This window comes from Xanthomonas euroxanthea (genome assembly GCF_900476395.1).
Classification (GTDB): domain Bacteria; phylum Pseudomonadota; class Gammaproteobacteria; order Xanthomonadales; family Xanthomonadaceae; genus Xanthomonas; species Xanthomonas euroxanthea.
In genome coordinates this window covers 59,568-84,359 of record NZ_UIHB01000001.1, presented here as the reverse complement: position 1 = coordinate 84,359, position 24,792 = coordinate 59,568, and the positions used below count along the sequence as shown (strand labels likewise).

The 24,792-nt window shown below is 64.4% G+C and carries 21 protein-coding genes and 1 pseudogene; 12 read left to right on the top strand and 10 right to left on the bottom strand.

Annotation, left to right across the window (positions count from 1 at the left end; genetic code table 11):
- Positions 1-351 precede the first annotated feature (351 nt).
- From CPBF1521_RS00325 to CPBF1521_RS00315, 3 genes are all read right to left on the bottom strand, one after another.
- Complete coding sequence (locus CPBF1521_RS00325) at positions 352-1,614, bottom strand: pectate lyase family protein (protein ID WP_115675535.1); 1,263 nt, start codon at positions 1,612-1,614, stop codon at positions 352-354.
- 367 nt (positions 1,615-1,981) lie between these two features.
- Complete coding sequence (locus CPBF1521_RS00320) at positions 1,982-2,719, bottom strand: RNA polymerase sigma factor (RefSeq protein ID WP_235858368.1); 738 nt, start codon at positions 2,717-2,719, stop codon at positions 1,982-1,984.
- Positions 2,720-2,779: 60 nt separating this feature from the next.
- Complete coding sequence (locus CPBF1521_RS00315; protein ID WP_115675534.1) at positions 2,780-3,133, bottom strand: SymE family type I addiction module toxin; 354 nt, start codon at positions 3,131-3,133, stop codon at positions 2,780-2,782.
- A 604-nt stretch (positions 3,134-3,737) separates the two neighbouring features.
- On the opposite strand from CPBF1521_RS00315, the gene CPBF1521_RS00305 reads away from it, so the two are divergent.
- From CPBF1521_RS00305 to CPBF1521_RS00295, 3 genes are all read left to right on the top strand, one after another.
- Positions 3,738-3,959, top strand: coding sequence for an XAC0095 family protein (locus tag CPBF1521_RS00305; protein WP_181901045.1), 222 nt, complete (start codon positions 3,738-3,740; stop codon positions 3,957-3,959).
- Between the two features lie 351 nt (positions 3,960-4,310).
- Complete coding sequence (locus tag CPBF1521_RS00300; protein ID WP_115675531.1) at positions 4,311-5,600, top strand: AAA family ATPase; 1,290 nt, start codon at positions 4,311-4,313, stop codon at positions 5,598-5,600.
- Position 5,601: 1 nt separating this feature from the next.
- Positions 5,602-6,504, top strand: a complete 903-nt coding sequence (locus CPBF1521_RS00295; protein WP_147295401.1) for a hypothetical protein — start codon at positions 5,602-5,604, stop codon at positions 6,502-6,504.
- A gap of 259 nt (positions 6,505-6,763) precedes the next feature.
- Here CPBF1521_RS00295 and CPBF1521_RS00290 read toward each other — a convergent pair whose 3' ends face one another.
- Together CPBF1521_RS00290 and CPBF1521_RS00285 are read right to left on the bottom strand one after the other, a co-directional pair.
- Entirely contained in the window at positions 6,764-7,456 is a 693-nt protein-coding gene (locus CPBF1521_RS00290; RefSeq protein WP_115675530.1) for a glutathione S-transferase family protein, read from the bottom strand.
- Positions 7,457-7,637: 181 nt separating this feature from the next.
- Entirely contained in the window at positions 7,638-8,390 is a 753-nt protein-coding gene (locus CPBF1521_RS00285; protein WP_039518017.1) for an SDR family oxidoreductase, read from the bottom strand.
- A 135-nt stretch (positions 8,391-8,525) separates the two neighbouring features.
- Here CPBF1521_RS00285 and CPBF1521_RS00280 point away from each other — a divergent pair, with 135 nt between their 5' ends.
- The 3 genes from CPBF1521_RS00280 to CPBF1521_RS00270 all read left to right on the top strand — a co-directional run bounded on the left by CPBF1521_RS00280 (position 8,526) and on the right by CPBF1521_RS00270 (position 14,015).
- The gene (locus CPBF1521_RS00280; RefSeq protein WP_115675529.1) at positions 8,526-9,413 is read left to right on the top strand and encodes a LysR family transcriptional regulator; all 888 of its coding nucleotides are present in this window, start codon (positions 8,526-8,528) and stop codon (positions 9,411-9,413) included.
- 172 nt (positions 9,414-9,585) lie between these two features.
- A complete protein-coding gene (locus CPBF1521_RS00275; RefSeq protein ID WP_115675528.1) occupies positions 9,586-11,667 on the top strand; it encodes a M13 family metallopeptidase in 2,082 nt (693 codons plus the stop codon).
- Between the two features lie 266 nt (positions 11,668-11,933).
- Positions 11,934-14,015 (top strand): M13 family metallopeptidase, encoded by a 2,082-nt coding sequence (locus CPBF1521_RS00270; protein WP_115675527.1) that lies wholly within the window; start codon positions 11,934-11,936, stop codon positions 14,013-14,015.
- 147 nt (positions 14,016-14,162) lie between these two features.
- Here CPBF1521_RS00270 and CPBF1521_RS00265 read toward each other — a convergent pair whose 3' ends face one another.
- A complete protein-coding gene (locus tag CPBF1521_RS00265; RefSeq protein ID WP_115675526.1) occupies positions 14,163-14,870 on the bottom strand; it encodes a hypothetical protein in 708 nt (235 codons plus the stop codon).
- A 138-nt stretch (positions 14,871-15,008) separates the two neighbouring features.
- Entirely contained in the window at positions 15,009-15,653 is a 645-nt protein-coding gene (locus CPBF1521_RS00260) for a glutathione S-transferase family protein (RefSeq protein ID WP_115675525.1), read from the bottom strand.
- Between the two features lie 345 nt (positions 15,654-15,998).
- Between CPBF1521_RS00260 and CPBF1521_RS00255 the strand changes: the two genes are divergently transcribed.
- Together CPBF1521_RS00255 and CPBF1521_RS00250 are read left to right on the top strand one after the other, a co-directional pair.
- Positions 15,999-17,096: an ATP-grasp fold amidoligase family protein gene (locus tag CPBF1521_RS00255; RefSeq protein ID WP_235858367.1), complete on the top strand. Its 1,098-nt coding sequence runs from the start codon at positions 15,999-16,001 to the stop codon at positions 17,094-17,096.
- 196 nt (positions 17,097-17,292) lie between these two features.
- Entirely contained in the window at positions 17,293-17,811 is a 519-nt protein-coding gene (locus CPBF1521_RS00250; RefSeq protein ID WP_235858366.1) for a hypothetical protein, read from the top strand.
- A gap of 13 nt (positions 17,812-17,824) precedes the next feature.
- Here the strand turns inward: CPBF1521_RS00250 and CPBF1521_RS00245 are convergent, their stop codons facing one another.
- The 3 genes from CPBF1521_RS00245 to trhA all read right to left on the bottom strand — a co-directional run bounded on the left by CPBF1521_RS00245 (position 17,825) and on the right by trhA (position 19,099).
- Positions 17,825-18,124: a type II toxin-antitoxin system RelE/ParE family toxin gene (locus CPBF1521_RS00245; RefSeq protein WP_104585946.1), complete on the bottom strand. Its 300-nt coding sequence runs from the start codon at positions 18,122-18,124 to the stop codon at positions 17,825-17,827.
- Complete coding sequence (locus tag CPBF1521_RS00240) at positions 18,112-18,369, bottom strand: type II toxin-antitoxin system Phd/YefM family antitoxin (protein WP_104585948.1); 258 nt, start codon at positions 18,367-18,369, stop codon at positions 18,112-18,114. Before CPBF1521_RS00240 ends, CPBF1521_RS00245 begins: the two co-directional genes overlap by 13 nt.
- A 67-nt stretch (positions 18,370-18,436) precedes the next feature.
- Positions 18,437-19,099, bottom strand: a complete 663-nt coding sequence (gene trhA / locus CPBF1521_RS00235) for a PAQR family membrane homeostasis protein TrhA (protein ID WP_104585950.1) — start codon at positions 19,097-19,099, stop codon at positions 18,437-18,439.
- 173 nt (positions 19,100-19,272) lie between these two features.
- Between trhA and CPBF1521_RS00230 the strand changes: the two genes are divergently transcribed.
- The 4 genes and pseudogenes from CPBF1521_RS00230 (at position 19,273) to CPBF1521_RS00220 (ending at position 24,784) form a co-directional block, all read left to right on the top strand.
- On the top strand, positions 19,273-21,768 hold the full coding sequence (locus CPBF1521_RS00230) for a DEAD/DEAH box helicase (RefSeq protein WP_166766693.1): 2,496 nt from the start codon (positions 19,273-19,275) through the stop codon (positions 21,766-21,768).
- Positions 21,765-22,010: pseudogene (locus CPBF1521_RS21840) on the top strand (hypothetical protein); the annotation flags it as partial. The gene CPBF1521_RS00230 and the pseudogene CPBF1521_RS21840, both read left to right, overlap by 4 nt.
- A 486-nt stretch (positions 22,011-22,496) precedes the next feature.
- Positions 22,497-23,480 (top strand): ribonuclease H-like domain-containing protein, encoded by a 984-nt coding sequence (locus tag CPBF1521_RS21835; protein WP_370659367.1) that lies wholly within the window; start codon positions 22,497-22,499, stop codon positions 23,478-23,480.
- Positions 23,481-23,953: 473 nt separating this feature from the next.
- Complete coding sequence (locus CPBF1521_RS00220; protein ID WP_115675523.1) at positions 23,954-24,784, top strand: S1 family peptidase; 831 nt, start codon at positions 23,954-23,956, stop codon at positions 24,782-24,784.
- Positions 24,785-24,792: the final 8 nt, after the last annotated feature.

Here is a 24,792-nt window from a genome sequence, read left to right as displayed (position 1 = left end):
GCCCTGCGTCTACTTCACCAGAATCGTCATGCCACCGACGAAAGAGGCGCGGTGTCGGCTTGAAAAGTGTCAAAGCACGTCGTCATTTGCGCAGGCCACCGCTTCAACAGGCCAGGCCTCACCCGGTTATCGGCACCGAGCTTCGGTGTAGAGACCATTGAAACAGATGTTGGCGCAGCCGCCGCCAATGTTTTTTTGATCCGGCCTGCCGCTCGCGCTGGGTCATGCACCTGTCGGACGATGTAGTACAGCGCCAAGCGACATGCTTGGGTAAGACACCAAATGTCGGCGCAGCAGGTGCCTGCGACATCGCGCACCTCACGCCGCCAGATATCCCTTACCCGCTTGAAACTACCGGCTAACGCTGTCCGGATCGGCTCTTGGCCCTGCGTTGGCGGCCACCGACTTGGCGACGTCGTTGGACATCATCGGCCTGACGCTGCCTATCGCATTTTTCCAGGTCGCATTGCCGGCAATATTGGCCATCACCGTGGTGTCCAGCAAAAACGATTCCTGTCCGGTTTCCGTGTAACTGGTGACACAGGAACGCCCCAGCGTCTGTGAGCAAAGCGACCCGGTGGAAGACACGTTCTCATCCAGTGGCGCGAACACCAGATCGCCGGGTGTACTGGCGACCGGGAAGAAGTATTGGCCCTCTGGATTGAAGTAGTTCCCTTCGGCCAACAGGTTGACGTCCCTTGACGCAGTGGCGCCAAAATAGAAGTTGGACGTATACAGATTGTTCACCAGATGAATCATGCCGCCCGTGCCGATTTCCGGCGAACGCCCTGCGGTGGCGTGGAAGTGATTTGCCAGCAGGGTGATTTCTTCAGCTTCGCCGATCAGCAGCATGATCCAGGAGCTTCGACCGTTGCAGTAGTGCCCATACGCGGTCTCGCCATCAAACATGTTGTTGGAGATGGTGACTGCCTTGGCCGGCCCCCAGCCCGTCACGATCATCTGCCGGCCGATGCGTGCGAAGGCGTTGTGGTCGATCCAGATCCTGCTTGCGTTATCGATGCTGATTGCATCGCCGCCAAAGACGATGCCCTCATTGAGATCGGTGATCGACAGGTTCCGCACGATGATGTTCGATACACCGCCGGTCATCGACAAGCCCGTGCCCTTTATCCCCGCCGATGCCCCGACACCGATCAGCGTCTTGTTCGAACCCACGGACAGCAGTGACTTCGCTGCGTTGTCGTAGGTCAGTGGGAACGTTGTACGACCGCTGCAGTATGACCCGTTGTCCAGAACCCGCTCCTGCTTCCCGCTCGGCTCTGCACACTGTCTGTCAGCGTAAACGCAGCCCGTTGTGGACGTGGTTCCCAGCGTTGCCGTGAAATCGATGACGGTGTTCAGGCGGATGATGCGAGGCGTATCGTCTATGCAGGTATAGCCCTGGTAACGCTGGCACAAGGCATTCTTGAGCTCTGCCGGTGTGGAGACATCGACCACCTCGCCCGCCGCGCCTCCGGTGGTTCCCGCGCCGAAGCCGACCGGCTCGCTTGCCAGTGCCGCGGTTGTCGTTCCAGCCAAGAGCATGACGGTGGAAAACACGGACCCCATGACCGAACGTCTTGAGAAGATTTCCCGCTTGATGACATCGATCATGAAGAACCTCGCGTTGGGGGCGCTGTGTTGTGGGGTGATGCGCGTTTGTCTGCAATCGGCGGCGAGCCGAGTGACTCGCGTTTGCCGTCGTTGCCTGATGCAACACTAGGGGAATTCTCGCGCTGGGTCCCCGTTGCGCGTCACAGTCGTTGGCGCGCAAAGAGAACCCAAGGAGACGGGAGCGAAGAGCAGAGAACGGAGTCTTAACAGGATGACATGGCGCACCCTGACCGAATGAGCACCACCCTATTAGTGACCGGTGGAGCCGCTTGCCGCTAACGTAGCCGAATAGCTAAGCGCGATGAACCGGGTCAGTGCCCGGCTGTTCGTGATGCACCGCGAACCTACGCAGTGCGATGCCCTGGCGTCACTCACCCACCGCCGCGCGGCAGGCGGCCAGGGCGCGGCTGATGTGTTTTTCCACCATCTTGACCGAGATGCCCATGACGGCGGCGACTTGCGGGTAGGTGAGGCCGTCGAAGCGGTTGAGCATGAAGGCCTGGCGGCATTTGGGTGGCAGCGCGGGCAGCGTGTGGGTGTGCAGGTGCTGCAGGGTGCGGCGGGCGTCCACCAGCTGGTCCACCGCCGTGCCGGTGGCGGCGAGCGGTTCGCTGTCCTCCAGCGGCACATGGCGCGAGGCGTGCCTGCGGTGGCGCGTGCGCCAATGCTCCAGCACCACGTTGTGGGCGATGCGGTACAGCAGCAGCTTGTAGCTGTGGATGTCCGGCGTGTTGCGGTAGGCCAGCAGGCGCAGCAGCGTCTCCTGGGCGAGGTCGGCGGCGGTGTGCGGGTCGCGCAGCCGCCGCCGCATGTAGGTGAGCAGCTCTGCCTGCAGCTGCACCACCGCCTGGTCGAAGCGTTCCCTGGCCGGCGCGCGCTCCTCGCGCACGTGCCAGCGTGTGGTGACGCGGCCAAGCCCGTAGATGCCCGCCGCGAGCGCGCGGGCCGGCAACTCGCCCACGGCGTAGGCGCTGCGGTGGCGCCACGGGCGGCTGCCGTAGCGCTCAACCGGCACCGCGGTTGCGGTGTGCATGCGTGCCGCGACCACCTGGCCGATGACACCGTGGCGGTCTGCACGCGACGCGCCGGTCATGCCTTCACTCATCATGCGACATCTCCAGCAACGGGCCGGGCGCATGCGGCGCGCGCATGCGCTGCGGCGTGATCAATGTGGGTCTACAAGGCTGATGACCAGTTCGCCATCGCGCTGGCGGATGTGCAGCTTGCTGCCGATGGCAAAGCCCAATTGTTCCAGCCAGCGGCCGCGCAGGCGCAGGGTGGGAACACGCTGGTGACTGTCGGGATAGTACCCATAGCCAACGGTGCACTGCTGCGGCGCACGCGGCCGGCCGGGCCGCCGTGGTGTGCGGGGTTCGGCGCGGGGTTCGGGGATGGGCGTGCGCTCGAGGTAGCGCCGCGGCGGGATCGAGGGATCCAGCGAGCGCCAGACGACTTCGGTAGGCGGCGGCACCGTGGCGCGCTTGCGCGCAGGCGTGGGGCGGGATGAGGATCGACGCATGGCAAAGCCCTCCTTGACGAACAGGCCCCGTCGCACGACGCGACGGGATGTCGGGAGGCTAGAAACCGCACACAGGCGGGAGGCGTTCTTCTCGAAGAGATGCGCATTCGCCGCTTTCCGACGCAAGTGTCACGCCGGTTACGCCTGCAAGAACTGCAGGCACAAAAAACCCACCGGTCTGACGGAGGTGGGTGCCGCTGTGTGAGGAGTTTCTAGGCTCCTTGCAGCGAGATTGCTACGCGTTGGGTGGTGTGTCAACTGGTTGCGGCGACTCATTCCAGTGCTGCGCTTAGCAAGGAAATTCTTTTAGGTAGGCGGCTTCTCCGCACCCGGAGACTTACCCCAGCTTGACCCTGCCCTGCGCCACCCGCACACTTCCAGCCGGAGCCTAGAAACTCCTCACACAGCGGTACCCACCTCCGATTTCTGGTGGGTTTTTTGTGCTCGGCCATCTGGCTTGGCACTGCTCGGCGTTCCTACGCCGGGAGGGCGGCGAATACAACACCCGCAAGGGGAATAAGCCCGCCGGCTGTGTGCGGTTTCTAGCCTCCCGGCATCCCGCTGCGTTGTGCAGCGGGAGCTGCCTCACGGCAAGGAGAGCGGCATGCACGACGAACCCGGCTACTGGATGTCCGAAGGCACGCAGTACCACCTGCTGCGCGTACGCGACCAGCTGCGCTTGCTCGCTACCTTGGCCACACCGCGTTCGCGCGACGAAGGCTCGCTCAGTGCACCAGCGATTCCGCTGCAGCAGTGGGCACACTGCCTGCAGCACCTGGCCGAGCAGGTGGATCATGTGCTGGATGATTTAGGCAGCGGGCTTTAGCCATATACCTTTGTATGGGTCGCAAAGTGCGCGAAGAAAACACAGAGCATCAAGCGAACTGAACCACCCGCACATGCAGCGCGTACGCTAGGATCGGTGCATCAAGTGGGAAAGCACTGTGGACAAGACTACAGCTGTCCGCCATCTCCGCGTCTTTCAAAGCATAGTGGAGAGTGGACAGATCTAAGCCAAAGTAGTCATCGCGGCTTGAGGTTAGCCGCTTGAAGCGCAGGCATAGCCGATACAGCGGAAATCAGAAGGAGATGTAGGAATGGTTGTAGGCGCCATGAATAACCTAACAGATTCGAAAAGAATCAGATGGCCTAAGGGCACCTTACGGAGTCGCGCACAATGATTGCTTTTCCACCGGCAAATTACGTGCGCCGAATCGAGATTGATGATCTTTTTGGTGAGCGAGACGAAATTCGTATCGCAAAGAAATCGGCATCTGATCCTAGAGTTTTTGTTCTCTACGGAAGAAACGGTAGTGGCAAGACTACGATTCTCAAAATTCTAAATAGCCTGATGTCCGCCGAGGATAATGCCGGCCATAGAAGTCGCCTGGCAAAAATCCCATTTACGAGGGCTAGTGTACATTTGGATGGTGGCGCAGTAATTGAGGCCAAGAAGAAGGATGGCTTGTTGGGAGCATACGACTGGTCTATTAAGCGACCTAACTCGGCAGAATCCTTCCATCTAAATCTCCGGCCTCGCCGTGGCCGGATCGCAGCAGAGGATTGGGATCTTAGTCATCAGCAGCGATACGCTCAGATGACACGCGAACTCCAGGCATTAAACAACGGCGTTATATTTCTTGACGACAGGCGCACTTTCACTCGTGAATTAGATTACAGAAAACAGCAGAACTCACGAGTTAATTTCATTGGAAGTGATTTCGTCATGGAGGATGTAGAAGATATTGAGACTGACCCAGTTCATGTTGGGTTGAAGGCTGTTGCAAACTCTATTAGGCGTGAAGCAATCCTTCTCTCCAATCGTGGGAATCAGAACGCTCAGTCGATCTATACAACGCTTGTTAAAGGCATATCCTCCTTTCCTGAGATTCAACAAAATTCAAGCGATGACCTTAGGGGCCGCCTGAAAGACTTGGAAAGCAGTAGTCGCGTGCTTTCTTTGTACGGACTGGGTTCAGTGGCGGAACATTCCGAGCTCTTGGGCGCATTGGAACAAGCAAACGATAAGAATCTTCCTCTTGTACGCGCAGTTCTTAATCCTTACGTTGAAAGCTTGTCTGCACGCCTACTCGAGATCGGGAAGCTTCACAAGCAACTCGACTCTTGGATAAAAAACATTAACGAATTTATTGCGCCAAAGTATCTTTCGTTTCGTGTTGGTGAGGGATTTGAAATTAAGAATGGCAAGGGAATTCCAATTCCAGCAAGCGTGATGTCGTCAGGCGAGAGACATCTTCTTGTGCTTATGACGCGAGCAATTCTAATGCGTACCCTCGGCGGGCTACTGATCATTGATGAGCCAGAGCTTTCCCTAAATTCCGATTGGCAGCGTAGCCTAATCAGATCTCTAATAGAGGGATTTGGGGGAGGTCCTTGCCAGCTTTTCGTTGCATCACACTCACTTGAAATCTGCAGTCAATATCAAAATGAGATGGTGATTGTTTGACATGAGCACCTTACCAAAACGCACTGTAAGCGAAATTTTATTTTATTATAAAACAGCTTCACGGCAAAATGGCAGCGACATTTTTGTGGAAGGAGCAGGAGATAAGTTGCTTCTAGACACCTACATTGAATTGCGCCAAACAGTGTCTTGCCCAGTTTACACGATGGATATGATTGACTTTTCAGGAGTTGATTTTGGTGCGTTCGGATTGCCCGCACCCTCAGCCAGAAGCAGTGTGATTGCACTCAGGAAGATTCTCAAAGATGAGAACATTGATGTTGGCAAGCATGTCTTCCTTGTCGATCGGGATGTTGAGGATCTCTGTGAAACACCTTTAATCGACGGTATTGAGCTTACCGATTCGGGAGCCCTTCCAGTTCACTTGTATGATAATGTCACGGAGAGAAAATTTGCAGACTTGGTCTTTGAGGGAAAAATTGATTTAAATGTTTTGAAATGTTCGGTTAACGCTATCTGCACTGACGTATACCTACTTAGAGTAGCTGCAAAAGCGCTTCACCTTGGAATTCGCATACTCCCGCCCAGTGACTTGATAACTGGGTCACGGATAGATGGTTACAGTCTCGATTTCAGAGGATATGCCGAGCGATGCCTTAACGCATCATGCCATATTGATCGCTTGGACGACGTTCTGGCTCACGCTGAAATTTCAAGAGATATAATCTCTAAGAAAAATCTTAAGAGCTTTTCGCTTATAAACGACCACACCTTATGGGATGTACTTAAAACAATTGGGTCGCGCGTAAGTGCATCCAACAATCGTTCTAGCAAGGACGTTGAAGAGATGGTTAGGATGACGTTTGACCCAGCTCAACTGTCAGAACACCGGCTATTTCAGGCAATAGAAAGGCTAGCCATTGGAACCGCATTGCGAGCAGCATAACCCTCTAAATTTCAAAGGGATAATGTCCTTGGGGTTGCAATAATTAGCTCAGACTGCCCGTTCTCCAACCAGTCAGGAACGCCCGAATTCCACACCCCAAGACTTTTTTGACCTATTGTCTCAAGTGAGGTTCTTATTTACTCAGTTTATGCTCAGTGACGGCGAGATGCCTAGGTAAGCGCAATCAGGCCCGTTCACAAGTACCCCGCTGCGAAAAGAAGATTCAACGCAGTCCGCCATGCAAGCTGGCGTGTACCGTTTACAGTGCTGATATACGCACCGCCTCTGCCAGCAGAGCGCGCTGCCTGTGCAGATGCTGCTGGAAGCGGCTGGCATAGTCCTGCGCCACCGCGCCGATGACGCTGGGCCGCGCGGCCAGGGCGGCGCGCCATGCGCCGACGCGTGGCAGCCCTTCAAAGATGGGTGCACAGACATCGGCGGGCAGCAGGCCGAAGTAGCGCAGCAGCGGGGCGAACACCACATCGACCATGCCGAACGTGGGGCCGGCGAAATACGGGCCCTGGCCCAGCACGTCTTCGAGCTTTTGCAGCTTGCCGCGGAAGGCGGCGCTGGCGGTGTCGGCGCTGGCCTGGTCGCTGGCATTGAGGAACTGCCAGGCGTCGGCAAAGGTGGGCGCGGCAAACTCGATCCAGGCGCGTTGCTGCGCACGTTGCAGCGGGTCGCGCGGGTACAGGCTGGTGCTGCCGCTGGTCTCGTCGAGGTAGTCGCAGATCACCACGCTCTCGAACAGGGTGGCCACGCTGCCGTCCGGCTGGCCGATGCGCAGCAGCGGCACCTTGCCGGTGGGCGACAGGGCCAGGAACCAGTCCGGCTTGGCGTGCAGGTCGATGTCCACGCGCTCGAAGGCGACATCGTGTTCCAGCAGCACGATGGCGGCGCGTTGCACGAACGGGCACAGCGGGTGGCTGATCAGGGTGAGGGTGTTGGGCATGGGCAATGGCTCGCGTTGCGAAAGGGGGGTGCCAGGGCAGCCGTGGGCCGGCCGTGCCTGCATGGCAGAAAACGCCTGCGCATCGCCATGCAACGGTGCATGGCGATGCGCAGGCGCAGGTGGGTGCCGGCAGGGCGGCGATGCGCGCCGCCTGCCGGCGCCTGGCGGGGGGCCGCCAGGCTCAGCCGTTGAGCAGGCGCCCGCCGTCGACCACGATTTCCGAACCCACCGTCCAGCTGGATTCGTCCGAGGCCAGGTACAGCACGGCCTTGGCCACCTCTTCCGGAGTGCCGAAGCGGCCCATCGGGATGCTGGCGGCGATTTCCTCGTTGAGCTTTGCACGGTAGGCGTCGGGCACGCCGAGCTTGTCGTACAGCGGGGTTTCCACCGGGCCGGGGCTGACGGCATTGACGCGGATGCCGCGGCCCAGCAGCTCGCTGGACAGGGTCTTGGTCATGCTGAGGAAGGCGGCCTTGGTGGCGGCATACACCGACGAGCGGGCCATGCCGGCATGCACGTTGACGGAGGTGTTGAGCACCACCGAGGCGGGGTTGGCCAGCACCGGCAGCAGCGCCTGCAGCAGGAAGTACGGGCCCTTGACGTTGATGGCGAAGGAGGCGTCGAAGGCCTGCTCGGTCCACTCTTCGATCGGCACCCAGACCGAGACGCCAGCGTTGAGGAAGACAACGTCCAGCTGGCCGTAATGGGCCTGCACCGCCTGCGCCAGCTCCTGCTGGGCGGCAACGCTGGCCGAGTCGGCGCGCAGCACCGGCACGTCGGGCCCCAGGATGGCCTGGGCCTTGGCGATGGAGTCGGGGTTGACGCCGGTGACGATGACGCGGGCGCCTTCGGCGAGGAACTGCTTGGCGGTTTCCAGGCCAATGCCGGTGGTGCCGCCGGTGATGAGGGTACGTTTGCCTGCAAGACGTGACATGGTGTGCTCCTGATGGTGCGGTGCCCGGCCGCCGTATGGCGGCCTTCGATGCGGCATCTTCGCCCCATGCGCCGGCTGCTATAAGATCCTGCGGGAACATAACCTTCATGCGCTGTGCGCATGAATCGAGGACGCATGGACCGGTTTCTGCTGATGACCTGCTTTGCCCGCGCGGTGGAGACGGGCAGCTTTTCCGCCGCCGGGCGCGACCTGGGGCTGGGCCAGCCCAATGTCAGCCGGCATGTGGCGGCGCTGGAGCAGCACCTGCAGACCCGGCTGCTCAACCGCTCCACCCGCAAGCTGGTGCTCACCCCGGAGGGCGAGCGCTATTACGCGGAGGTGCGCCGCATCCTGGATGCGGTGGGTGAGTCTGAAATGGCGCTGCGCGACGATGTGCAGCCCTCTGGGCTGTTGCGGGTGGCCTGCCCCACGGCGTTGTCGCACACCTTCGTGCTGCCGCTGGTGCCGGCGTTCTTGCAGCGGTTTCCGGCACTGGAGCTGGACCTGCAGATCAACGACCGCTACGTGAACCTGCTCGACGAAGGCGCGGAGCTGGCCATCCGCATCGGTCACCTGGACAGCAGCGCGCTGCGCGCACGCCGCATCGGCGCGTTCACGCGGGTGACGGTGGCCAGCCGCGCCTACCTGGACAGGCGCGGGGTGCCAGCCGTGCCCGAGGACCTGCGCCACCACGACTGCGTGCTGTACACGCTGCTCAGCACCGGGGCGAGCTGGCGTTTCCGCGATACCGACGTGCCGGTGTCCGGCCGGTTCCGGGTCAACTCGCCCGAGGCCGCGCGCGCGGCGGTCAGCGCCGGGCTCGGCATCGGCCTGGGCCCGGCGTGGCTGTACGCCGAAGGCCTGGCCTCGGGCGAACTGCAGACCGTGCTGGATGCCTTTGCGCCGCCGCCGGCACCGATGCAGATTGTCTACGCCGCCAACCGGCTGGTGCCCAAGCGCGCGCTGGTGTTCATGGATTTCATTGCCGAGGCGTTTGCAAAGATTCCGCAGCTCAACCGTTAGCGACACCTGCGCTGCGGTGGTGCCGGCGCTGGTGCGCCGCCGGCGCTTCGCTTTCCTGCACGCATGTGCCGTTGCGGGCGCGGGAATGCTCAACTTTGTTCGCCCGCGCGCAGCCTGCGCGCAAGGCTCGCCTAAGCTCGCGGCACCTTCCCCATGCACGGCTGCCACGCCCATGTTGAGCAGACACAGTCTCGCGCTTGCCACCTTCATGGCATTGAGCGGTTGCAAGCAGGCCAGCGAGCAAGCGACCGCGCCCACCACACCCACGCCTGCGGCGGCAGCCACCGCGGCGGCACCGGCACTGGATATCAACGAACTGGATCGCGCTGCCGACGCCTGCCAGGATCTGAATGCATTCGCCAATGGCAAGGCGCTGGCCAAGGGCATCCCCGACGACGAGGTGGGCATCGGCACCTCGTATGACGTCTACAACGCCAGTTATCGGGATCAGCACGCCATTGCAGAGGCCTTGCTGAAAACGCAGCCGGCCAGCGGCTCGGTGGAGCAGCTGGTCAGGACGTTCTACGCCTCGGGCATGGACGAGGCGGGCATCGAGCGCCTGGGCGCGGCGCCCATCCAGCCGCGGCTGGCGGCGATCGATGCCTTGAAAGATGCGGGCGACATTGCCGGCTTCATCACCCAGCGCCACGCCGAGGGCGCCAACGTGCTGTTCCAGTTCGTTGCCCAGCCCGACGCGCAGAGCGTGTCGAAGATGGTGGGCTATGCCCTGGTCGACGGCATGACGCTGCCCGCAAAAAATTATTACGTAGACGCGCAGTACGCTCCCATCCGCAAGGCCTACCTTGCGTACATCCAGCGCACGTTCGTCCTGGCCGGCGTGCCGGCCGAGCAAGCGGCCGTGCAGGCCGGGCAGGTGCTGCAGCTGGAAAGCCGCCTGGCCGCCGCACTGCTCACACCGGCCGAGCAGCGCGAGCCGAAGAACATGTACCACTGGCTCACCACCGCGCAGGCCAATGCGCTGACGCCGCACTTCGCCTGGGACCGCTTCATGGCCGCGCAAGGTGTCACCGGGGAAAGCGGCCTGGCGCTGTCGCAGCTGGCGTTCTTCAAGGCATTCGATGCGCAGTTGCAGCGCGCGCCGGTGGCGCAGTGGAAAGCCTACCTGCGCTTCCGCACCATCGACGATGCGGCACCGGCACTGAGCAAGCCGTTCGCGCAGAATCACTTCGCGTTCCACTCCACAACGCTGGAGGGCCGGCAGGTGCAGCAGCCGCGCTGGAAACAGGTGATCACCACGTTGAACCAGACGATCGCCGAGGCAATGGGCCAGCTGTATGTCGCCCAGAAATTTCCCCCGGCCTCCAAGCAGCAGGTGTTGGCGCTGGTGGAGAATGTGCGCGCCGCCATGAAGCTGCGCATCGCGCACGCCGACTGGATGAGCGCTGCGACCAAGGCCAAGGCATTGGACAAGCTGGCCAACATGATGCCGAAGATCGGGTATCCGGACACCTGGCGGGCGTGGTCGGGCCTGCAGCTGGACACCGGCACCTACCTGCAGAACATCGAACGGGCGGCGGCGTTCAATCACCGCGCCGAGATGGCCAAGGTCGGCAAGCCGGTGGACCGCAAGAGCTGGGGCGATGTGGCGCCGCAGACCGTGAATGCCTTCTACGCACCACGCGAAAACAGCATCTACTTCCCCGCGGTGATCCTGCAGCCGCCGCTGTTTGCGGCAACGGCCGACGATGGCCTCAACTATGGCGGAATCGGCGGGTTCATCGGCCACGAGATCAGCCACGGCTTCGATGACGAGGGCAGCCAGTTCGATGCCATCGGTGCCAACCGGAACTGGTGGCTGCCGGCGGACCGGGCGGCCTTCGAGGCGCGCACCGGCAAGATCAAGCAACTGGTGAGCCGCTACGTGCCGCTCAAGAGCAGGCCGGACCTGCACGTCAACGGGCAGCTGGTGCTGGGCGAGAGCATCGCCGACTTCACCGGGGTCACCATCGCCTACGACGCGCTGATGCTGGATCTGCAGCAACACCCCGAGCGCAATGTCGCCGTGGATGGCTACACGCCCGAGCAACGCTTCTTCATCAACTGGGCTCGGCTGTATCGCAATGCGCGCCGGGAAGAAGTGCAGGTGAAGGCGCTCAACGCCGACCCGCACCCGCCCAGCGTGGTACGCGTCAACGCCGGGCCGTCCAACATGCCGCAGTACGCCAAGGCGTTCTCGTGCAAGGCCGGCGATGCGATGGTGCGCTCCGATCAGGAGCGTGCGCAGGTCTGGTGAGGCGGGCGTTTTGCCGCGTGGTGGGTTGGTGGCCGTGGATGCATGGATGGCATTGCAGCGGCATGTGCGAACACTCTACAGCGCATGGTGGCATCGCGCCCTCGACGCGGGCCGTGATGCGGTCGTCGTGACGGCACCACTTCGTTTTTGCGCATACGGGCCGCTGATCGCGTTGGGGGAATGCTCAACTTTGTTCGTCTGCGCGCAGACTGCGCCAAGCGCTCGACTAAGCTCGCTGCACTCCCCCATGTACGGCTGCCACGACCATGTTGAGCAGGAACCTTCTCGCGCTTGCGACCTTCATGGCATTGAGCGGTTGCAAGCAGGCCAGCGAGCAGGCAATCAACGCCAAACCTGCAGCGCCGGTTCCGATGGCCACTGCCGCTGCACCGGCGTTGGATATCAACGAACTGGATCCCGCTGCCGACCCCTGCCAGGATCTGAATGCCTTTGCCAACGGCAAGGCGCTTGCCAAAGGCATCCCTGACGACGAGGTTGGCATTGGTACCTCGTTTGATTTCTACAACCGCGCCTATCGGGATCAGCACGCCATTGCAGAGGCGTTGCTGCAGTCGCAGCCGACAGCCGGTTCGATCGAGCAGCTGGTCAGGACGTTCTACGCCTCGGGCATGGACGAGGCGGGCATCGAGCGCCTGGGCGCGGCGCCGATCCGGCAACGGCTCGCCGAGATCGATGCGCTGAAGGATGCGCGCGCCATTGCCGGCTTCATTACCCAACGTCATGCCCAAGGCGCCACGGTGCTGTTTCAGTTTGTTGCGCATCCGGATGAAAAGGACGTTTCGACGATGGTGGCCTATGCCAACGTCGAAGGCATGACGCTCCCCTCCAAGGATTACTATGCCGATGCGCAATATGCCGGCATTCGCAAAGCCTACCTGGCGTATATCGCGCGGTCGTTCGTGCTGGCGGGAACACCGGCCGCACAGGCATCGGTGCAGGCAGCGCAGGTGCTGCAACTGGAAAGCCGCCTGGCCGCCGCGCTGCTGACGCCGGCCCAGATGCGCGAGCCCAGCAACACCTACCACTGGCTCACCACGGCACAGGCCAATGCGCTGACGCCGCATTTCGCCTGGGACCGCTTCATGGCCGCGCAAGGTGTCGAAGGGGAAAGCGGCCTGGCGCTGTCGCAGCTGGCGTTCTTCAAGGCATTCGATGCGCAGTTGCAGCGCGCGCCGGTGGCGCAGTGGAAAGCCTACCTGCGCTTCCGCGCCATCGACGATGCGGCACCGGCCCTGAGCAAGCCGTTCGTGGAGAACCATTTCGCGTTTTACGCCAAGACGCTGGAGGGCCGGCAGGTGCAGCCGCCACGCTGGAAGCAGGTGATCGATGCGTTGAACACGACGATCGCCGAGGCGATGGGCCAGCTCTATGTGGCCCGCCACTTCTCTCCTGCCTCCAAGCAGCAGGCGCTGGCGCTGGTGGAAAACGTGCGTGCCGCCATGAAGCTGCGCATCACGCATGCCGACTGGCTGAGCGCTCCGACCAAGGCCAAGGCATTGGACAAGCTGGCCAACATCGTTCCCAAGATCGGGTATCCGGACCGGTGGCAGGATTGGTCGGGCTTGCGGCTGGAAGAGGGCGCCTATCTCGGCAATATCGAACGTGCGACCGCTTTCAGCCACCGCGCCGACATGGCCAGGATCGGCAAGCCGGCCGATCGGATGAGCTGGGACGATGTGGCGCCGCAGACCGTAAATGCCTTCTACGCGCCGCGCCAGAACAGCATCTTCTTTCCTGCGGTGATCCTGCAGCCGCTGTTGTTCAGTGCCACTGCCGACGATGGCCTCAACTATGGCGGGATCGGTACCATGATCGGTCACGAGATCAGCCATGCCTTCGATGACGAGGGCAGGCAATTCGATGCCATCGGCGCCACACGCAATTGGTGGTTGCCCGCGGATGTTGCCGCGTTCGACACCCGCACCGACAGGATCAAGCAGCAGATGAGCAGCTACGTGCCGCTCAAGAACCGCCCGAACCTGCACGTCAACGGGCAGCTGGTGCTGGGCGAGAGCATCGCCGACTTCACCGGGGTCGGCACCGCCTACGATGCGTTGATGCTGGATCTGCAACAGCACCCCGAGCGCAACGTCGCCATCGATGGGTATACGCCCGAGCAGCGCTTCTTCATCAACTGGGCGCGGAAGCACCGCAGTGCGCGCCGGGAAGAAGCACAGGTGAAGGCACTCAACGCCGACCCGCATCCGCCCAGTGGCGTTCGCGTCAATGCCGGGCCGTCCAACATGCCGCAGTACGCCAAGGCGTTCTCGTGCAAGGCCGGCGATACGATGGTGCGCTCCGATCAGGAGCGTGCGCAGGTCTGGTGAGGCGGGCGTTGGGCGGTGTGGCGGCCGCGCAGGCCGCCGTGCTGCGTTGACGGCCTGCCGGGCCGTGCCCGGTGAGGCGCCGGGCTGCTGCAGCTGCGCCGGCAGTGGCTCCTGCACGGCCGTGCATTCGGGCCGCGCATTGCACGCTTAGTCGAGCGGTCTGGGCGCCGGGCGCTGGTAGTTGGAAAACGTCTTGTAGAGCGCTGCGGCGCGCTCGTCGGCAACGGCGTTTTCGACGCCGCTGAGTCCTTTCGCCGCGATGGCGCGCGCGGCTTTGCCATCACCCAGCAGGGACGCCAGGCGCAGGTAGGCCAGGCTGTCGACCAGGTTCTTGTGCTGCGTGTCGCTGGCGTACACCTCCGACAGGCCGTAGTAGGCATACAGGTTGCCGGCCAGTGCGGCCCGCCGCAGGATGCCGACGCCGGTGGAGAAGCGGCCGGCAACTGCGGTCTTGATGCCATAGACCACCGTGGCGGCCTGGTTGCCTGCCTGCGACGCTGCCTTGAGCTGGTCCAGGTGCAAGGTATCCAGGCGTGCGCGCTCGCTCTCGGTGGGGTAGCCGTGGGTGAGCAGCCACTGTGCTTCTGCCTCGGAGTCGGCCACCAATGGCCCACTGGCCTTGCACGCGCCCGGACCCTGCGGGCACAGGTAGCGCCGTGCCTGCTGGCTCACGCCCTGGGTGAGGGCGGTTGTTCGATCCGGCGACGGCGCTGCTGCGCCGGGGCCTGCCGTGGCTGCGGCCGCTGCAGGCGTGGCCGCTGACGCTTGGTCGGTAGGCGCTGGCCGGCCTGTGTCTGTGCAGGCGGCGAGCGCACTGCACAGGGCGGCCAGGGCCAGGACGTGGGTTGTGCGCATGGGTCACTCCATTCCGTTGAAGACGGCGATGGTGCGCGATGTCGGCGCGCCATGCGACTGCGCGTGCCTGTGGGCATGGGAAGCAGACACTGCCCCGAGGCGGGCGGGCAGCGAGCTCCCTGCCGTTGGCCCCTTCGCTCAGGCACCTGCGCCGTTGATCGCCCACTGCGCCGCAAAGGCGCGTTGGTAGGCCGGCCGGCGTTCGGCGCGGGCGACATAGGCCAGCAGTTCGGGGAAGGCGTCCAGCAGGCCGAAGTGCCCGATGCGCAGCAGCACCGACGCCATCAGCAGGTCGCCGACGCTGAAGTCGCCATCGAGCCAGGCGTTGCTGCCCAGGTGCGCGGTGAGGTGCTGCAGGCGCCGGCGGATGCGCCTTTGCAGCAGCGGCATGCGCTCTGCGGTCCAGGGTTTGTCCGCTTCCAGCAGCGTGGCGGTGGCCAGCTCCAGGCTGGGCGGCTCCACCGTGTTGAGCGCGGCAAACATCCAGGCGATGGCACGGGCGCGGGCGTTGGGGTCGGCCGGCAGCAGGCCGGGATAACGCTCGGCGATGTGCAGGACGATGGCGCCGGTTTCGAACAGCACCAGCGCGCCCTGTTCGAAGGTGGGGATCTGGCCGAACGGGTGCAGGGCCAGATGCGCGGGTTGCTTCAGCGCGGCGAAGGGCACCCGCCGCACCTGGTAGGGCTGGCCCACCTCTTCTAGCGCCCAGCGCACGCGCAGATCGCGCACCAGGCCCTTGCCGCCGTCGGGCGAGCGTTCGAAGGCGGTGATGGTGATGGTCATGCAGACGGCTCCGTTGAGGTGAGCGGGCTACGGTGCCGGTTGCCGCCGGTGCGTGCAAAGGGCAGACCGGGCCATGCCACGGCCGGCCCGGTGGCCGAAGGGTGCCACGCCCCGGCCCGGCCCGGCGGCGCAGCGGACCGGGCCATGCCTGGCGCTGGCAGGCCCTTGCGGCGCCGGCTTGCTGGCTGGAGGCGGCCGGCCGGGGCGCGAAAGCGACCTGATTCAGGCCAGCAGGCGGTTTGAGACAAATTGCTCCCCTGGTCTCGCCTTTTCCGTATATCGTGCGCTACGTCACAATAAAATGTGACTGGTGTCGCACTTTATTAGCGGATCAAGGATTTCCACATGACCGACAACATGCTGGCGCTCACCACGCCGTTGGTGGGCGGGCGCGGTGCGCCAGCGCAAGGATGGTTGGCCATGCCGCCGCCGTTGATGGCCTCGTTCGACGAGCGCTGCGTGGCCCCGGCACCGCAGCTGCCCGCACCGGCCTCGGACATCCCGGGCCTCAGGCGCCTGCTGCGCAAAGGCGCGCGCGGCCTGCTGCGTACCCTGCCCTGGCGGCACCAGGACCGGCTGTATTACCTGCACACCTTCGGGCGGCTGCCGGACCTGTATGCGCCCAAGTGCTTCAACGAGAAGATCCTCTACCGCAAGTGCGTGCACGGCGATTACCCGCTGTACCAGCGGCTGGCGGACAAGTTTGCGGTGCGCCCGTATGTGGCGGCCAGGATCGGCGAGGCGCACCTGATCCCGCTGCTGCTGGACAGCACCGACCCGCAGGAGCTGTTGCGCCTGCCGCAGTGGCGGCAGACCGTGATCAAGGCCAACCATGGCGCGGCGATGGTGGAGGTGGTGCGCGAGGAGCCGGACGCGGTGCAGAAACGGCGCATCATCGAGCGCTGCGGCCAGTGGCTGCGCACCGACTTCTCCGACATGGTGCGCGAGATCCATTACCGCGATATTCCGCCGCGGATCCTGGTGGAGGAGTACATCGGCGATGCGCAGCAGGTGCCGGTGGACTACAAGTTCCACATGTTCCGCCAGGCCGACGGCAGTTTTCAGTACGTGCTGCAGGTGATCTACGGGCGCTTCGACACGCCCAAGCTGGCGATGACCTTCTTCGTGAACAACCTGCACACGGCCTTCCACCGCATCCGCGACGACGGGCGCACGCCGCCCAGCCCGCCGGCGCTGCTGGAACAGGCGCTGGAACTGAGCAAGCGGCTGGCGGGCGATGTCGATTACGTGCGGGTGGACTGGTACATCCAGCGCGGGCAGATCTACTTCGGCGAGCTGACCTTCACCCCGGGTGCGGGGCTGGTCACCGGCCTGGACCGCGGGCTGGACCGGATGATGGGCGACATGTGGGTGCAGCGGCGGGCGCCGCTGGACCCGTCCTTTGCGACGGACGGCATCCGCATGCGGGTGCCGACGCGGTGAGGTGAGTACGGCCGCGGCACGCCACGCGGCTGCGGGTGAGGGAAACGTGCACCGCGCCGTCGCGACGCGGCCGGCCACAGCGCGCCTGGCGCGCCAGCCGGCAGCGGTGGATACTCCACGGCCGCCGATGCGCCCGCATCCGGCGCACCGCCGACCGCGGTGCCGCACTTGCCCCCTTGCTTGCATGGACGCCCCCTTGCCGAACCTTCGCCTACACCGCTGCCTCCCACTCGGCCTGCTCTGCGCGTTGTGCGCCTGTACCGGCGCCGGCACCCCCGGCGCGCCGCGCCCGGAAGCCGAGCACTTCACCCTTGCCAACCTGCAGCAACTTGGCTGCACGGTCACCGCCACGCCCAAGCGCACCAGGCACAAGATCCCGCTGATGGGCGAGGTCGATGGCTATGGCGTGACCAGCACCAGCGCCTGCGCGACGCACCTGATCAGCCTGCTGCAGCCGATGACCTACGAGGACGCGGTGTGGGAAGGCGCACGTACCGCCGCCGGCAACTTTGCCAAGGAGCACGGCTTCGATCGCGAAAGTTACGAAGGCCGGCTTGGCGAGTACAGCGAGATCGAGGTGTTCAGCCACGGCGGCACGCCGGTGGGCTTTGAGTACAACGTGCAGGCCCGGGGCACGCTGCATTCGGTGATCGTGCTCTCCGACAGCATCGCGCCGGACGCGGCCTTCGAGGCGGTGTTGAAGACCAAGTTGTAGGGGGGGGGCGCTGTCAGCGCGAAAGACGATTTCTCCGGAGTAACCGCTCCGAGCGCATCACGTGAACCACGACGACGCGCTGCCCATCCACACGGTAGAACACGCGGCACGGTGGTTCGACGATTTGACGGTAGCGGGAGCGCTTGAGCTCCTGCGGGCGGCTCCCGCTCTCCGGGTGCTCGGCCAATTGCTCGACATGCGCAACCACCCGTCTCACCAGTGCCGCTGCGGCGGCTGCGTCCTCAAGTGCAATGTAGTCGGCAATCGCGTCCAGGTCGGCCACCGCCGGCTCCGACCAGACTATTTCAGCCATCGCGCCAGGCGTTGTTTGGCCTGCTCGTGGCTCAGGCTGCGGCCTTCCGCTACCGCCATTTCACCACGGGCGATACCTTCGAGGATCGCCATCCGCTGCTGCAGGCGCTCATAGCTGGTGACATCGACCAGATATGCGCTGGGCAGACCATGCTGGGTAATCAGGATCGGCTCCTTGTCGCGCTCGACATCAGCGAGGAGTTCGGTGGCCTGACGCTTGAGCGTGGTGACAAGTTCTGTGCGCATGGAGTGACACTAAAGTATCACTCCGGGTGAGGCAAGTCGGCTGCGCCGGGCGAGGCGGCCGACCTGGCTACACCCCGCCCAACGGCCGCAGGCACAACCAGATGGCGCACCAGTGCGAGAGCGCGCCGCCCAGCACGTGGGCGTGCCAGATGGCGCGGTTGTAGACCAGCGACTTGCGCACGTAGAAGGTGACGCCCACGGTGTAGAACGCGCCGCCGGCGGCGATCAGCCAGAGCACGGTGCTGTCCAGGCCGGCGACGAACGGCTTGATCACCACGATGCCGGCCCAGCCCAGCAGCAGGTAGATCGCCACCCAGAAGCCCTTGGCGATGCCGGGCAGGAACAGCTTGGCAAACACGCCGAACAAGGCCACGCCCCACACGCCCAGGATCATCGCCCAGCGCCAGGTGCCGTCCAGGGCGACCAGCAGGAACGGCGTGTAGGAGCCGGCGATCATCACGAAGATGCCGGCGTGGTCGAACTTGCGCAGCATCGGCTGGCGCTGCGGCGGGGCGAAGTTGTAGGCCGCCGAGCAGCCGAACATCACCAGCAGCCCCAGCGCGTACACGCAGGTGGCCAGCAGCATGGTCTGGTTGGCATGGGCGCGCCAGACCATCCAGGCACCGCCGACGATGGCCAGGAACAGGCCGGCCGCATGCACGATCACATCGGCACGGCGGGCGGAGCGGGTCTTGTAGTGCGGGGCGGTGATGCTGGGGGAAACGGGCACGGCGGTTCTTCGAGAGGGGGGAGCCCACGCCGTGCAGGCAACGGTGACGCGGCGGGGGCAACAGAATACCCGGCTTGCTGAATCCGCTCAGTGACACAGGCTCGCCGGTTTGGCCCCGGTCTCATACCCTGAGACACCTCCCCTGTCTCATGCCCCTCTTTGGGAGCCGCCGTATGCCTCCGTTTGCCCTCGCTCCCCGCACCGAAACCGCCGAACGCGCGCTGGCCACCACCGATGGCCGGCCCAGCCGCGATGGCGCACTGCTCACCGAACGCCTGGAACGGCGTTACCACGACCGCATCACCGGCAGCTTCACCCTGCCCGGCCGCGAGGGCCGCTATGCGCCGATCCCGGACGATGTGCCGGCCGCGCTGGCCGATGCCTTGCGCGCGCGCGGCATCGACCGGCTCTACAGCCACCAGGCCGACGCCTGGGCGGCCACCCAGCGCGGCGAGCATGTGGCGATCGTGACGCCCACCGCCTCGGGCAAGTCGCTGTGCTACACGTTGCCGGTGGTGAGCGCGGCGATGACCTCCGGCGCCAAGGCGCTGTACCTGTTCCCGACCAAGGCGCTGGCACAGGACCAGGTGGCCGAGTTGCTGGAATTGAACCGCGCCGGCGCGCTGGGGGTGAAGGCCTTCACCTTCGATGGCGACACGCCGGGCGATGCGCGCCAGGCGATCCGCCTGCATGGCGACATCGTGGTGAGCAACCCGGACATGCTGCACCAGGCGATCCTGCCGCATCACACCAAGTGGGCACAGTTCTTCGAGAACCTGCGCTATGTGGTGATCGACGAGATCCACACCTACCGCGGGGTGTTCGGCAGCCACGTCACCAACGTGCTGCGCCGGCTCAAGCGCATCTGCGCGTTCTACGGTGCCAACCCGCAGTTCATCCTGTGCTCGGCCACCATCGGCAACCCGCATGCGCATGCGCAGGCCTTGATCGAAGAGCAGGTGCACGCGATCACCGAGTCCGGCGCGCCCACCGGCGACAAGCACGTGCTGCTGTGGAACCCGCCGGTGGTCAATGCCGACCTGGGGCTGCGCGCGTCGGCACGCTCGCAGAGCAACCGCATCGCGCGCATCGCGATCAAGAGCGGGCTGAAGACGCTGGTGTTCGCGCAGACGCGGCTGATGGTGGAAGTGCTGACCAAATACCTCAAAGACATCTTCGACCACGACCCGCGCAAGCCGCCACGCATCCGTGCCTACCGCGGCGGCTACCTGCCCACCGAACGGCGCGAGGTGGAGCGCGCGATGCGCGCGGGCAACATCGACGGCATCGTCTCCACCTCGGCACTGGAGCTGGGCGTGGATATCGGCGCGCTGGATGTGGTGATCCTCAACGGCTACCCCGGCAGCGTGGCGGCGACCTGGCAGCGCTTCGGCCGTGCCGGGCGGCGCCAGCAACCGGCGCTGGGCGTGCTGGTGGCCAGCTCGCAGCCGCTGGACCAGTACGTGGTGCGGCACCCGGATTTCTTCGCCGATGCCTCGCCCGAGCACGCACGCATCGCGCCGGACCAGCCGCTGATCCTGTTCGACCATATCCGCTGCGCGGCGTTCGAGCTGCCGTTCATTGCCAGCGAACCGTTCGGGCCGATCGACCCGCTGGTGTTCCTGGAAGCATTGGCCGAAAGCGAGGTGATCCACCAGGAAGGCGACCGCTGGGAGTGGATCGCCGACAGCTACCCGGCCAATGCGGTGAGCCTGCGCTCGGTGGCCGACGGCAACTTCGTGGTGGTGGACAAGAGCGACGGCAAGCAGCAGATCATTGCCGAGGTGGATTACTCGGCCGCTGCGCTGACCTTGTACGAAGGCGCCATCCACATGGTGCAGAGCACGCCGTACCAGGTGGAGCGGCTGGACTGGGAAGGCCGCAAGGCCTATGTCACGCGCACTCACGTGGACTACTACACCGACAGCATCGACTACACCAAGCTCAAGGTGCTGGACCGCTTCGACGGCGGCGTGGCCGGGCGCGGCGATTCGCATCATGGCGAGGTGCATGTGGTGCGGCGCGTGTCCGGCTACAAGAAGATCCGCTACTACACGCACGAGAACATCGGCTACGGGCCGGTCAATCTGCCCGACCAGGAACTGCACACCACCGCGGTGTGGTGGCAGCTGCCGCAGGCCACCCTGGGCAAGGCGTTTGCGTCCAAGCAGGACGCGCTGGATGGTTTCCTGGGTGCGGCCTACGCGCTGCACGTGGTGGCCACGGTGGCGGTGATGGCCGATGCGCGCGACCTGCAAAAAGCCGTGGGCAATGGCGACGGCGCGTGGTTTGCGGTGGCCGACCAGACCGGGCGCGGGCAGCTGCGTGGCGTGGACGAGGGTGAAGAAGGCGCGGTGGAGTTGCAGCAGGCGTTTGTGCCCACCGTCTACCTGTACGACAACTTTCCTGGCGGGGTGGGCCTGAGCGAGCCGCTGTGGCTGCGCCAGGCCGAGCTGCTGCAGCGCGCCGACGAGCTGGTGCGGCGATGCGATTGCAGCGCCGGCTGCCCGGCCTGCGTGGGCCCGGTGCTGGCCGCGCACGAGGAAGGCAAGGGCGAGTCGCCCAAGTCGCTGGCATTGACCGTGCTGGCGCTGTTGTTCGATGCCGATGCGCCGTTGCGGCATGCCACCCAGGTGGACGAGGACCTGGCGCTGGACGTGCTTGCATGAGTGTGAGTGCGGACCGGCTGCGGCTGTTGCGGCGCCAGGCCGGGCATGCCGATGTGCGTGCGCCGGTGGCGGTTGCAGACGGCGATGCAGCGCATGGCGCGCAGGCAGCGCCTGTGGTTGATGCGGATGCCGGAATTCTTGGTGGAGTGCCCCAACTGCATTCCAATGCAGGCGCGCCTGTTGCGCCGCATGCAGCGATGGCACGCGCAGTCGCGGATCCTGCTCCTATTAGCGACATTGCCGCACGTGAGGTGCGTCGTGGTGCATCTTCGCCCTGCGATGCGCCGGCGATCGCGCAGACCGGCGTGGACGATGAAACCTCAGCGTTCGCGACCGAATGCATGATGCTTTCGCCTGCACAACAGATGCACTCCGCAGTGGTCGGACGAACATCTGGTGAAGCAGTTGTTGTGGGCGATGCGCGCACGCGTGCCGCAAGTGAAATGTCTGCAACGGCACCGACGCGTGCGCCGGCAGCACCGGTGCCTGGCAGCGACCCTGGCGTGAGCGCAGAACGTTTGCGCCTGCTACGCCGTCAGGTCGGCGGGCTGACGCCTGCACCGCGCAGGGACGATGCGGTGATGCCCACGCGTGCCCAACGTCAGCCTGCACCGGGTGCGGCTGCGTCTGCGTCACGCGCCCTGACGCGCGGTGCGATTACGCCAAGCGCGCAGCCCGGCAGCGCAGAGGCTGTCCCTGCACCCCGTCCCCAGCCCGCCGCAGCGGCGATGACGCGCCGCGCCTTGCAGGCGCCGGTTGCGGCGCCGCCTGCGCGCGATACCTCGGCGTTTGCCTGGGTGGAGCACGAGGTGCGCCACAAGCCGGCAGGCGCGGCGGCCGATGCGGCCGCGCGTATGCCGGCGGTGCGCGCGACACCGGCTGCACCCACATCACTGCCGGCACCGCAGCGACGTACCGATATCGCCGGGCTGCGCCGGATGATCGGCCTGCGCGAGCGCGCGGTCTCGACGCACGCACCGCTGCGTGCGGCCTCCACCGACCGGCAGCTGCCCGGCAACGAGATCGCGCCCGGCCTGCACCTGATCGAAGCCTTCCTGCCGCAGGCGATTCCGCACCAGGCGCTGTCGCTGGCCTTCGCCAAGCGCGAGGACGCGGTGGACCCGATGGACCTGCTGTTCTTCGACACCGAGACCACCGGCCTGGCCGGCGGCACCGGTACGCGCGCCTTCATGATCGGCGTGGCCGATTGGCACATCGACGCTGCGCAGGGCAGCGGGCTGCGCGTGCGCCAGCTGATGATGTCCACGATGGCGGCCGAAAGCGCGATGCTGGACCTGTTCCGCAGCTGGCTGTCGCCGCAGACGGTGCTGTCCAGCTACAACGGCCGCTGCTACGACGCGCCGTTGTTGAAGACGCGCTACCGGCTGGCGCGCCGCGGCGACCCGATCTCCGCGCTGGACCATGTGGACCTGCTGTTCCCCACGCGCCGGCGTTACCGCGGCACCTGGGAGAACTGCAAGCTGGCCACCATCGAACGGCAACTGCTGCGCGTGGTACGCGAGGACGACCTGCCCGGCTCCGAAGCCCCGGCGGCATGGCTGAGCTACCTGCGCGGCGGCAGCGCGCGCAACCTGCGCCGCGTGGCCGAGCACAACCACCAGGACGTGGTGACCTTGTCGCTGCTGCTGCAGCGCCTGGTGGCGGTGGAGGCACAGGACCGCGAGGTGATTCCGTTGATGGACGCGCCCTGAGGTCGATGCGCGATCGGTCGCGCAATCAGCGCAGCATCGGCCCGTGATTGCGATGCTGGATGCACCCTGGAGCGCTCCCGACCGCCTTGCAGTGCGCACGTGAGAGCGACGCCCAGCCGAGCGCGCGGTGTGCCCGGAGCCGGTACCGCTGCGGCAATGCCATCGGAAAAGACGGCCGCGTTGGCGACGGGAAACATGCTGCGCCGCGCCGCGGCTTGCCGTGATCAGCCCTCGATCTGCGTGGCCAGCCCCTGTGCGATCGCCTCGCGCATGAGGCGCCGGGCTTCCTTGGACTGTGCGGGAGTTAACGACTGCTATCGGCTTCAGGCATCGTTTCCTGCACTTCGTCGTCCCCCAGCCCACTTCGTCGGATCGCGTGCCCTATCTCTAGCCTGCTCAGCTATCGTGTGGCGGGATTTGCAAACGCGTTGCAGATAGGCCTCAGATCAAGACCTACAGGGAAGTGCGGATACATGAAACGCTGGCTGTTTGTCGCTTTGCTCACCCTTTCGTTCGCGGCGAAGGGGGTTGTCATCCGCGCCGATGTTGACGACTCAGAATATCGCATCGAACAATCAGCGTTTCCTGCGCTGGCGGACATGCCAGGCGAAGGGCATGGCGTGCTCATCGCGCCGAAGTGGGTCGTCACCGCCGCACACGCGGCTCCCATGGAAGGCATGGATGCGGAGGTAGCCATCAACGGGAACGCCTACAAAGTTGCTCGGGTATTCGTCCATCCTGGCTACAAGCACATGCCCGACGCATTGGGCCAAGACGCGTTGAAGTCGGGCGATCCGTCCAGGATTCACGCCTTTCTGGCAGGTTCGGATGACATCGCGTTGATCGCGTTGGATGCGCCTGTTGAGCAGGTTGCACCGGTCGCTCTCTATCGAGGCAGCGATGAGGTCACGGAAGTCGCCATGTTTGTAGGAAAGGGGGCAACCGGCAATGGCATTGAAGGGCAGATTCCCAACTCTCCACATCGTGGCGCGCTGAGGCGGGCGTACAACGCCATTACTGGCGCCAACGACCGCTACCTCTGGTATCGATTCGATCCCCCCGCACAAGGCCTGCCACTCGAAGGTGTGTTGGGAAGCGGTGACAGCGGCGGCCCCCTCGTTGTGCAAGGTCAGGGCACTTGGCGACTCATCGGGCTGGGGTCGTGGATCACGGCAGTTCCGGAACACGCGCTAGAGGCTGGCTTTTATGGGCAAATGGTCTACAACGTGCGCATCTCGCGATATGTCAGCTGGATCGATGGCGTGATGTGCGCGGCAGATGGAGCCTCCTGTGCGGGCAATTAGCCAACGCG